Consider the following 10,760-nt stretch of genomic DNA (forward strand, 5'->3'; position numbering starts at 1 on the left):
CGCAGCTGGTGCGGGGCGCGTGCGGCGGCCGACGACACCGGTCGCCCGGGCCTTACTCGGACTCGACCGTGAGGAGGGAGTGCGTGGCGCCGTACAGGTTGCAGGTGACGCTGGCCAGCCCGTCCGCGATGGTGACGGACACCGGACCCAACGACCGGCTCATCACTTGGGCGGCCAACCCGTAACCCGGGCGCGTGATCGTCGCCAGCTCGCGGGCTCCCCGGGCCTTCGCCGCGCCGGCCATGGCCCGGATGAGGTCTGTCGCGTGACCGTGGCGGTGGTGGTCGTCTCGAACCAGGACGGCCACCTCGGCCCATCGCGCTCCACCGTCGTGGCGCAGGGCCAGGTTTCCCATGGCGAGGATCTCCCCATCGCCGGGCACGATGAACGTCTCGGTCTTGCGGATCAGCGTCTCGACCGCTCGGGGCGGCGGGAAGCCCAGGTATCGACCGTTCAGGACCTGCGTCGAACACCGCTCGTGCAGGGCCTCGATCGCGGGGATGTCCCGCTCGGAGGCCAGGTGCACCAGCCGACGGCACGGCGCGCTTGCGGTGTTCGGCCAGAGGGGGCGGTTCATGACCCGAGCCTTCCCGTGGCAGGTGAACCCGGGATGAGCCCGGTGTGAACCCCGCCAGGGTCGTCCGCCGCGTCGAGGGGGTAGCCCCAACGCTGCAGGGTCTCGTCCAGGACGGCCTCCATGTCCTGGACCTGGTCCGGGGACAGGTCGTGCTGCCACGAGCGGCCCCGGCCCGCGGCGACGTGGTGCTGGGTGAAGCCGGCCTCGAATCGTGGCGTCCAGTCCAGCTCGAGGAACTCCAGCACCGCCTTCATCTGGCCCCGCGGGTCCTGCAGGATGTCCTCGTGCCGGATGTCCAGCCAGTGCCCCTCGGGCGCCCGGGTGCGGGCCTGTTCCGCGGCTTCGATGAGCATGCGCCAGCCCAGCGCGGCCAGCACGACGAACGACCGTCCGGACTTCTCCCACAGGGAGTCATAGGGCTGCGGGAGTCGCCCCAGGAACCAGTGCTCGGGGCCCTGGTAGCCCTCCCACCAGCCCATCTGCAGCCACGAGCTGGCCACCGCCCGGCCGTCCCGGACGACGTTGACGAACCGGGCCTCGGGGTACGCCGCGGACAGCAGCCCCGAGCGCGGCCACCCGGTGACGTGGTGGACGAACGCCGGCTTCCGTTGCGCCGCCATGCGGTCGTCGAAGAACCCTCGGATCCGGGCCCGTAGCCAAGGGGTGGCGTCCGTGGCGAGCAGGTCCCGGCACGGACGCGGGAGGATGCCCGAGACCTGTCGCTCCAGCAGGGACCAGCCCTCGGACGGGGCCACCCGGAGCCGGCCGCGTTCGAGAAACCGGCGCCGGTGGCCGAACGCCCCCAGGGAAGGGTGCCGCTCTGCCGAGTGAGCGAACAAGGCGGAGTTCCAGCGCCCCTTGAGGTCGAGCGGGGCCAGCTTGTCGTCGACGTTGGACACGAAGCCCACCTGTGGGTGGCGGGCGATCATCTCCGTCAGCAGAGTCGAGCCGCACCGTCCGGTTCCAGTGACGAACGCAAGCATGGTCATCAGGTCCCTTGTGACGTTGTTACCTGAGCCCACGCTGCGCCGCCGACGTGATCGCCATGTCACACCCGGGCGACCAGTCCTCGCCCACGGGATGAACGACCCCGCGCAACCACCGGATTTCGCCACGAACCGAACCGGGGCCACACCCGCCCGAGAAACACCCGCGGCACCCGGGCGCAGCGGTGAAGGTGCAGGGAGACGCCCAGGCGCCTGACCATCACTTCGGCTATCGGAGCCAAGTGGGGTCGGCACGGTGAGCTCAACAGGGGGTGTCCTTGCTGGCTTGTCCGGGATGGCGCGGAATGTACGAGCCCGGCCAAGTGCAACGGCACACCTCGCCCGCGCGCCTGAAGTTACGTCACGGTGAACGCGTCACGCCAAACACATCTACTCGGTGGCGGCCGGGAGGTCGCCATCTACGTAGTACGTCCTGGTGGGCCATGTGTCCTGGCATTGCTGAGCCAGCACACTGGCGTGCTGTGTGTCGAGGCATTGGTGGGCCAGCACAGTCGTTTGCTGGCCCGATGTCGGAGGCGACACCTGAACCGGACAACGTCGCCACGGTGACTGACGTTGGGCGGCGCCTATCGGATGAGTCCTGAGATGAGGTTGACCGAACCGGCCACGATGACCACACCGAACAGGTACGACAGTAAGGCGTGCGATAGCGCAGTGCGCCGGATCCCGGTGTGGCGCAACGTCGTGTCGGACACCTGGTAGCACATGCCGATGGTGAACGCGACGTAGGCAAAGTCGCGGTAGCCGGGCCGTTCTTGCTCGTCCATGTCGCCGAAGCCGATGCCTGGGACTGTCGTCGTGAAGTGCAGGTGGGCGTAGCGCAGGGTGAAGACGGTGTTGGCTAAGGTCCACGAGAGCACGACGGTCAGAACGGCCGCGCCGATCAGGACCACTTGTAGTGCGCCTCGCTCTTGCCCCGCCAGGTGGATAGCGAGTCCAACCCCGAGCAGGCTGGCGACGCTGGCACTGACCAGCAGCACCGTGGACGAGGCTCGGGTGGGGTCCTCGCGCGTGGCTAGCCACCTGGCACGTGCACCGTCCGCTCGGCCGATGATCTGCCACGTGGTGATCAGGAACGCGAAGGCCACTGCGTCCCAGCCGCCGATCAACGCCAGGCTCCACGGTACGAAAAGCAGCAGAACGAAAGCGACGATCAGTCCGAAGGCAGCGACGGTGACGGCCCGCCGCATTTCCAGGGCGTGCCAGCCCAACCACCGGTGGTAGAGATTGTTCGCCGGCATCTCGCTCATCGTCGGAGTGTGCCGAACGCCAGCGGGCGTGTCACGTGCTCTCTGGTGAGCCGGCACGAACGCATCGAGCCCGTTCGTCGGTTAGTCCCGGGCGACCGGTCTTATGCGCCCGCCCGCCAGCAAGGGTAGGCACGGCATTGTGGCCTGCGACGTGTCAGGGCCAAGTGGTTGGTCAGCGACAGGCGACCGTCACCAGGGCCATCATTTAGCCAAGGCGAGCTCGTTGGCTTTGTCGCGAGCCAGCAGCGCGTCGAGCGCGGCGTACTCTGCCTCCTCAATGGCGGCGAGCGCGATGCTGATCGCGGTCTCGGCGTCGGCCTCGGCTATGTCGGCCTGGATGGCCGCGCGCTTGGCGTCGTGCTCCTCGCGCTTCGCCTCGAGGTGGGACCGCACCTGCTGAGCCTGCTCGTCCCATTGATGCTGGAGATCGCGCCACCAGGCGGAAACCTCGACCTTGGTCTGGTCGGCCTGGGAGCGCATGTGTTGGCTGCGCTGTTCGGCCGACTCCCGCGCTTTGGAGACCGCCTGCTCCAACTTGGCACGCTGTTCCGTCTGGGCGGCCTTGAACTGATCCTCGGCATCCTTGGCTTGAACCGACATGGCTGCAAGGGCATCTGACAGAGCCATCCCCGCACTCCTCTTGACTGAGGGCAAAACCACGCCCGTGGTTTGACCCCACAAACGCTAAAAAGGGGCCGATGGCGTTCAAAGGGACGAAAGTCCCCATCGGGGGCCCTCTGGTTTGCTGGGGCCGGAGCGGATCCGCAATCTTCGTGAACGACGACGTCCTGTCGATGGTGGTTTACTGCCAAGAGAGCCTCGGTGGTGGCAGTCGCTGGCCGCCGGCGACCCGCCCGTCACAGCGTGTCGGCATCCACGCGCCGCAGAGACGCAGCCGGATGTCCAAGGGGTCGCCATGGCAGTCGCGAAGTGCCGAACTGGCCTTACCCTCCCGCGCTACGGCAGTCCTCCGCTGCCAGTTGCAAGCACCTGTTGGCTTCGGCGCACCGCCACCACAGGTTTGTCATGAGCCTGCCCACGCCAAGGCCGACGCGGCATCCGTGGCAGCGCGTCGACCCCCCTCTGCATCCGGTGCTGTTCGTGAACCCACAGTCGGGCAACGGTGCGGCGGGTCGCGCCGGGGTCGCCGACCGCGCGCGCAGCCGCGGGATCAACGTCGTCACACTGACCCCAGGCCAGTCCTTAACGACGCTGGTCGACGTGGCAGTGACAAGTGGCGCGGATGCATTGGGGATGGCGGGAGGTGACGGGTCCCTTGCGGCGGTTGCCGCCGCGGCTGCGTCACACGCCCTGCCCTTCATCTGCGTTCCGGCCGGAACGCGCAACCACTTTGCGGCGGACCTGGGAGTGGATCGTAGGGACGTGGCCGGTGCGCTGGACGCGTTCATCGAGGGAGTAGAACGGCGAATCGACGTGGGTGAGGTGAACGATCGAATGTTCCTCAACAACGTCTCGCTCGCCATCTACGGTGAGGCCGTGCGGCAATCGGCTTATCGCGATGCCAAAGTGCGAACGCTCCTCGAGACGGCGCAGAGGGTGCTCGGCCCGAGCCGGCGGGTGCCCGCGCTACACCTCGTCGACGATGAAGGGCGTGAGCATGTCCGACTGGCTCTGGTACTTGTGTCGAACAACCCCTACGCGCTGGAACGCCCTCCCGCTCGTGGCACCCGCCCCTCGCTCGACGGCGGCCAGTTGGGCGTGGTCATCATCGACACACCGGACAACGGTCCCCATCCACCGGGGCGGGCCTGGAGCACGGCGGACTTGGACGTCAGCGCCCCAGGCCCGGTGCCCGCGGGCATAGACGGAGAGGCGGTGGACCTGCAGCCGCCGCTGCACTTTGCCATTCGGCCCATGGCCCTGCGCGTACGCATCCCGGCCCGGCGCGCTCGCACGGGCCACCGGCCCTGATCGTCACCTCATTCAGGGACGGCGGTGTGGTGCGGCCCTGGTGACCATGGGCCTGTGCGGCACTGTCCGGGCTCCTGTTTGACGGGGTCGGCGCGCACAGTGGCATCGATGGCCCGGATGGTCGCCTTTGACGGGCGGTCGCGAACTGTTACCCGAGCGGTGCGGGGCTGGGCCGGCTCCCGGCCCACGAGAGTTTGCGGGAGAGTCCGCTCGTGGGAGCCCCGGGGTTCGTGGGCGCGTGGGATGCCGTCATACCTGGAGGACCGGCGAGACGGCGGTGCGGTGCTCACTTTGTGCGCCTGATGGAGCCCGGGCGCAGCCGCTGTCCGGGGTCGCGGTGGGGTCTCAACACCCACCCCATGCGCTCGGAAGGTAACGGCGTGGACCCTCCCGGCTCTCCTGCGCTTCGCCTACTTCTGTTGGCTGTGAATCTTGCGCAGTTCCTTGCTCCTGGACGCCGAGCTGCGACAGCAGTTGCTGTGGCACGCCATCAGACTGGCCTACTGGGTTGTTCCGAACCGAGCTGAACGCTGAGCCGATCCAGTGGGACCACGCGCGGTACTACCGAGCGCGCTACCTGGCGGCGCCCGCCCTGAATGCTCTGGTCCGCAAACTGGCCCGTTGGTGGGTCGGGTTGGCCAACGCGCTGGGCCCGCTACTGCCTGATGTCAAGGCGCGCTGGGAGGCTCCAGCGCTGAGGCACTGCCGCCTGGTTTCGAAAGCGCCGCGTCGGAGGTGACGCGCTCAACGCGCTCACCAGCTCCGCTGTTCACGGGAAGGAGCTGCTTGTGTCCGCAACTCTGACAAGGCGCTGCCCGCCATCCCGCTTTGGCGGGCAGCGTCCCGCCTCGGGCTAGCGAGGCGGGGCGGGGCTGCGTCGGATCGAGCTCAGCGCTGCTGCTGGCGGGTGGCCGCAGCCAGTCCCGCACGCCGGTCGGGGACTGGCTGCGGTCTGGTGCAGGGTTGCGCAGTGTTCCGTGGGCTTTGCCTTGGTTGTCCGGCGCAGTTCACCCCCACTGGTGAGGCTCATGATCGGCCACGAGTCCGTGGCCACAGGCTTCTCAGGGCAGGGGACTGCTATGCCAAGGACCGGGTCACACACGACAAGGCGGGGCCGGTTCAGGCTCCGCGGACCACTGATGGTGGGCCTCACGCTTACCCTCGCGGCGGCAGGCACGCCGACCGCGGTCGCGCACCTGGTCGACGCGGCCGCGCGTCGCGCCGCGCCGGGCGTGGTGAACCCGCTGGGTCGCGAGCTGGCGCCGGCGGGGCGGATCACCCCGGTGGGTAACTTCCCGACCGGGGGAGCGCTGACCCCGGACGGGCGGCAGTACTGGGCCGTGGACTCCGGCCACGGTCACGATGACGTGAAGGTGGTCGACGTGGCCACCGGCCGGGTGCAGCAGACGCTGCCGCTGCCGGGCGCCTATGGCGGTGTGGCATTCGCCCCGGACGGCCGGACCGCCTACGTCTCCGGCGAACCGAAGGGCTCCACCGTCCCTGGTGACTCTGCCGTCGCGCCGGCCGGGGACGCGGTGCACGTGTTCCGTCTCGCCCCCGGCACCGGGACCGCGACCGAGCAGGCCCCCATCACGTTGCCCAAGACTCAGGGCGGCACCGCGCAGCGCCGCGCCGGCGACCCGGCCCCCTTCCCTGGGCCCGGGCAGTCAAGGGCGCTGGGCTGGCCGGAGGGCCTGGCGGTCACCCCGAACGGGCGGACCCTGGCCGTCGCCCTCAACCAGGCGGACGAGGTCGTCCTGGTCGACCTGACCACCGGAACCAGTCGTCTGGTGCCGGTCGGGGCGTACCCGGTTGACGTGAAGGTGACCAACGACCGCGCGTATGTCAGCAATGAGTACTCCGGCACGATCAGCGAGGTTGACCTGCCCACCGGCAAGGTGGTCGGCACCGTCGGGGTCGGAGGTGCGCTGGGCAACCGCAACGCACACCCGCAGGGCCTGGCCCTCGACCCGGCCCGGCACCGGCTGTTCGTCGCGGTCGCCAACCGGGACCTGATCGCCCAGGTCAACATCGACACGGACACGGTCACCAGCACCGTCAGCGTGGCCCGCGGACAGAACCTGGGCAGCCAACCGGTCGCGCTGGCCCTGGACCCGGCCAGGGACCGGTTGTACGCCGCCGACGCCGGCGAGGACGCCGTCGCGGTCCTGTCTGTGGGCGCGGCGCGGCCCGCTCTGGCCGGTCGGGTTCCCACGGCCGCCTACCCCACTGACGCGGCCATCACCCGTGGACACCAGTTGGTGTGGCTCTCGGCTGAAGGGGACGGCCCCGGCGCGAACCCGGGGTACGGGTCGCACTGGGCCAACAGCGGCGCCGCCCCCTACGGCACGTACGTGCCGGACAAGCTGATCGGACAGGTGGGCGTGCTGCCCGCTCCGGGCCCGGCCCAGCTGGCCCGCGACAGCGCAGCCGCCGACCGGGCCGTCGTCCCTGCCAACGCCGAAGCAGCCCCGGCCGGCACCCCAATGGTGGGTCCCGACGGCGGACCCAGCCGGCAGATCAAGCACGTGTTCTACATCGTGCGGGAGAACCGCACCTACGACCAGGTCTTCGGCACCGACCCCCGCGGGGACGGCGACCCCAAGCTCGAACTGCTCGACGACAACGGGGTCGCCGGGCCGGCCGGCGGGGTCACCCCGAACGCGCACGCCCTGGCCCGGCAGTTCCCGCTGATGGACCACGTCCTGGCGGACAGCCAGGTCAGCATCGACGGGCACGTCATCACCTCCAGCGGGTACGCGACCAACTTCGTCGAGAAGGGCCTGCACCCGGCCTACTCCGGCCGCGGCCGGGTCACCGGGTACGGCCAGTACCCCGAGTCGTTCCCGCCGCGGGACTTCATCTTCGACCAGGCCGCCCGCCAGAGGGTGCCCTTCATCAACGACGGGGAGAACAGCGCCGGGGTGCGCCCGGAGTCCGACGACGGCCGGCCCACCTACCCGGCGGTGACCGCCGGCACGGACACCTCCTGGCCCGGCCGGTTCAGCTGCGACTTCACCCCCTGCCAGGTGCCCACCTCCTGGAACACCGACCACGGCACGATCGGCGCCGGCGGCACCGACACGACGGGGAGCCGGTTCGACTACTTCCAGGCGCAGCTGAACAAGGAAATCGCCGCGGGCTCGGTCCCGGCGTTCAACTACCTGACGCTGCCCAACGACCACACCAACGGCACCAAGCCCGGCTTCCCCACCCCGAAGGCGACCATCGCCGACAACGACTACGGCCTGGGCCAGGTGGTCGACCTGATCAGCCATTCGCCGATCTGGAAGGACAGCGCCATCTTCGTCGTCGAGGACGACACCCAGGACGGCGGCGACCACGTCGACGCGCACCGGATGCCGGCCTTCGCGATCAGTCCGTACGCCCGGCACGGCGCCGTCGTGCACACCCGCTACGACCAGGAGTCGGTGCTACGCACCATGGAGCTCATCCTCGGGCTCAAGCCGCTATCCCTATTCGACGCCAACGCCACCCCGATGTACGACGCATTCACCGACCAGGCGGACCTGACCCCCTACACCGCCCTCACCCCGCAGCAGGACCTGACCGAGCTCAACAAGGCCACCGCCCCAGACGCCAAGCTGTCCCAGGCAATGCCGTACGGGCAGGTCGACGCCGTCCCGCAGGAGATCTCCGATGAGGTCCTATGGCACAGCGTCTACGGGATGGCCTCCACCCCGCCCGGCCCGGGGCCGAACGCATCCGCAGCCGAGCACGCCCGAGCCGAGCACGCCATGACCGCCTACCGGCGGGGTTGGGCTCGGACGCCGACTGGCGGTGAGGGGTAACCCCGCCCTGCCCTCGAGACGCTGAGGCGCCCTCGGGCGTCCGAATCGGCCGCTCTCCCCAAGGGAGGGCGGGCCGATTCACGTCGGCGAAAGCACGTAGCGCCTGGATGTCCAGGCGGGTGCTTGGGCGGGAGGCGGACATGGGGGACTCCTCGACAGTCGGCCTGGCACGGGGGCAGCGGCCGGGATGGTTCGGGTCCGTGACGCGAACGCAGTCGGGTCAGTTCCGGGCGTGGTGGTCAGGGCGGTCAGTCCGGGCTGCTAAGAGCCGGGGGAATCGGGGCACGGGGGCGCCCAGTGCGAGCCGTCCCGCACTCTCGCCCAACGGCTTTGGTTCACGGTGGGGTGTTGGTGCGAGTGCGTTGCCTTGGAGTTCACGTGGTGCCGGGAGTCTCGCGGTGTACCCGGCCCGCTCGAGGCCGACGGAGTAGAAGAGGACAACCACGTGAGGAACAGGCAGCGCGCCGCCGCGGTGATGAGCGTCATCGCAGGAGCCGTCCTGGTCGGAGGCGGGGCGGCCTTCGGTATCGCCGGGACCTTTGACCACCCCGGCCCCCGCCCGGATGGGACCGCGTTAACCCCGGTGGGGTGGCAGGTGACCCCCGCGGGCAGCACCCACCCAGCCGGATCCTTCCCCGCGAACGCGGTCCTCTCACCTGACGAGCGGGCGTTGCTCGTGCCCGGGGTCATCCGCAACGCGCACGGCCGGCAGACCGTGGACGTCCTGGACAGCCGCTCAGGTGGGCTGCTGCAGGAAGTCGAGCTCAACCCCGACGACGCCACCAAACGCGAAGGGGTCGCGCCCGGTCTGGTGTTCAGCCATGACGGCCGGCGCGTCTACCTGGCCACCGCGAACAAGAACTCCGTGCTGGGCTTCGACTGGGACCCCGCCGCACGCCGGCTGACCCTGACGCGGACCCTCGCGCTGCCCGACGGCTCCTACCCCCAGACGGTGACGACCTCCCCGGACGACAAGACGGTCTACGCCGTGGGGCAGTACGCACGCAAGCTGTTCGCCGTCGATGTCGCCACGGGCACCACGACGTCCGCGCCGACGGGGGCGTACCCGTTCGGGGTGGCACTCAGCGGCGACGGCCACACGGCATACGTGTCCAACCAGGCGGACAAGACCGTGTCCGTCTTCGATGTCAACACGACCTCGCTGGTGCCCAAGGCGCCCATCGCGGTGGGGACGCACCCCAACCACCTGCTGGGCGACCCCGCCCGGCACCGCGTGTTCGTGAGCAACGGGGACAGCGACCAGATCTCGGTCATCGACACCCGCACGAACGCGGTCCAGCACACGATCGCGCTCAGCCCGTACCGCGCCGCCGGGGCCGGCACGTCCCCGCTCGGCATGGCGTTCACCCCGGACGGGCAGACCCTGTACGTCGCCAATGCGGGCAACAACGACGTCGCGGTCGTGGACACCGGCTCGAGCGGGGACTTCGGCCGGGTCAGGGGCCTCATCCCCACCGCCTGGTACCCAACCGGAGTGCAGGTGACCAAGGACGGGTCCCGGCTGCTCATCGCCGACGGCAAGGGGCTGGGCACCGGCCCGAACAAGGGCTCGGCGTCCCTAGCGGACCCGATGAACCACCCGTACATCGAGGACCTGGTCAAGGGCATGCTCCAGGTCGTACCCACGCCCGACCAGGCCCAGCTGCGCCGATACACCCACCAGGTCGAGCTCAACAACGACACCACCGGCGCCGGCACGGTCCGCGGCTACGGCGGCGGGGCGCCGGAGACGATCATCCCCCGACGCCCGGGCCAGGGCTCGCCCATCAAGCACGTGATCTATGTGGTCAAGGAGAACCGCACCTACGACCAGGTCCTCGGCGACCTCGGCAAGGGCAATGGCGACCCGTCGCTGGCCATCTTCGGCAAGGACGTGACGCCGAACCAGCACGCGCTGGCCAGCAAGTTCGCCACCCTGGACAACTTCTACGTCAACGGTGAGGTCAGCCAGGACGGCTGGGACTGGGCCACGCAGGGCAACTCCAACCCGTACAACCAGCTCGCCACCCATCAGGGCTATGACGGCAACGGCTCCGAGTACGACTCCTCCGGCTACCTCGACTCACCGGTGACGGCCGGCAGCGCCGACCCGAGCAAGGCGTTCCTGTGGGACCGGGCCGCCGCAGCCGGACAGAGCTTCCGGCACTACGGCATGCACTCC

7 protein-coding genes are annotated in these 10,760 nt (G+C 69.6%); 3 read left to right on the forward strand and 4 right to left on the reverse strand.

The window, feature by feature from the left end; translation table 11 throughout:
• Positions 1 to 52 precede the first annotated feature (52 nt).
• The 4 genes from VF825_RS18970 to VF825_RS18985 all read right to left on the reverse strand — a co-directional run bounded on the left by VF825_RS18970 (position 53) and on the right by VF825_RS18985 (position 3,461).
• Positions 53 to 577 carry a GNAT family N-acetyltransferase gene (locus VF825_RS18970; RefSeq protein ID WP_331116327.1) on the reverse strand — a complete coding sequence of 175 codons (525 nt, stop codon included), beginning with the start codon at positions 575 to 577 and terminating at the stop codon, positions 53 to 55.
• On the reverse strand, positions 574 to 1,566 hold the full coding sequence (locus VF825_RS18975) for a sulfotransferase (protein ID WP_331116329.1): 993 nt from the start codon (positions 1,564 to 1,566) through the stop codon (positions 574 to 576). The genes VF825_RS18970 and VF825_RS18975 overlap by 4 nt, the downstream gene beginning before the upstream one ends.
• A 584-nt stretch (positions 1,567 to 2,150) precedes the next feature.
• Positions 2,151 to 2,834: a DUF1345 domain-containing protein gene (locus VF825_RS18980; protein ID WP_331116331.1), complete on the reverse strand. Its 684-nt coding sequence runs from the start codon at positions 2,832 to 2,834 to the stop codon at positions 2,151 to 2,153.
• A 201-nt stretch (positions 2,835 to 3,035) separates the two neighbouring features.
• A complete protein-coding gene (locus VF825_RS18985; RefSeq protein ID WP_331116333.1) occupies positions 3,036 to 3,461 on the reverse strand; it encodes a hypothetical protein in 426 nt (141 codons plus the stop codon).
• Positions 3,462 to 3,860: 399 nt separating this feature from the next.
• Here VF825_RS18985 and VF825_RS18990 point away from each other — a divergent pair, with 399 nt between their 5' ends.
• From VF825_RS18990 to VF825_RS19000, 3 genes are all read left to right on the forward strand, one after another.
• Positions 3,861 to 4,766 carry a diacylglycerol/lipid kinase family protein gene (locus VF825_RS18990; RefSeq protein WP_331116335.1) on the forward strand — a complete coding sequence of 302 codons (906 nt, stop codon included), beginning with the start codon at positions 3,861 to 3,863 and terminating at the stop codon, positions 4,764 to 4,766.
• A gap of 1,139 nt (positions 4,767 to 5,905) precedes the next feature.
• Positions 5,906 to 8,578: a bifunctional YncE family protein/alkaline phosphatase family protein gene (locus tag VF825_RS18995; protein ID WP_331116337.1), complete on the forward strand. Its 2,673-nt coding sequence runs from the start codon at positions 5,906 to 5,908 to the stop codon at positions 8,576 to 8,578.
• Between the two features lie 445 nt (positions 8,579 to 9,023).
• Positions 9,024 to 10,760: YncE family protein (locus tag VF825_RS19000; protein ID WP_331116339.1), on the forward strand; the 1,737-nt coding region annotated here is incomplete at its 3' end.

It is taken from the genome of Oryzihumus sp. (assembly GCF_036391795.1).
Classification (GTDB): domain Bacteria; phylum Actinomycetota; class Actinomycetes; order Actinomycetales; family Dermatophilaceae; genus Oryzihumus.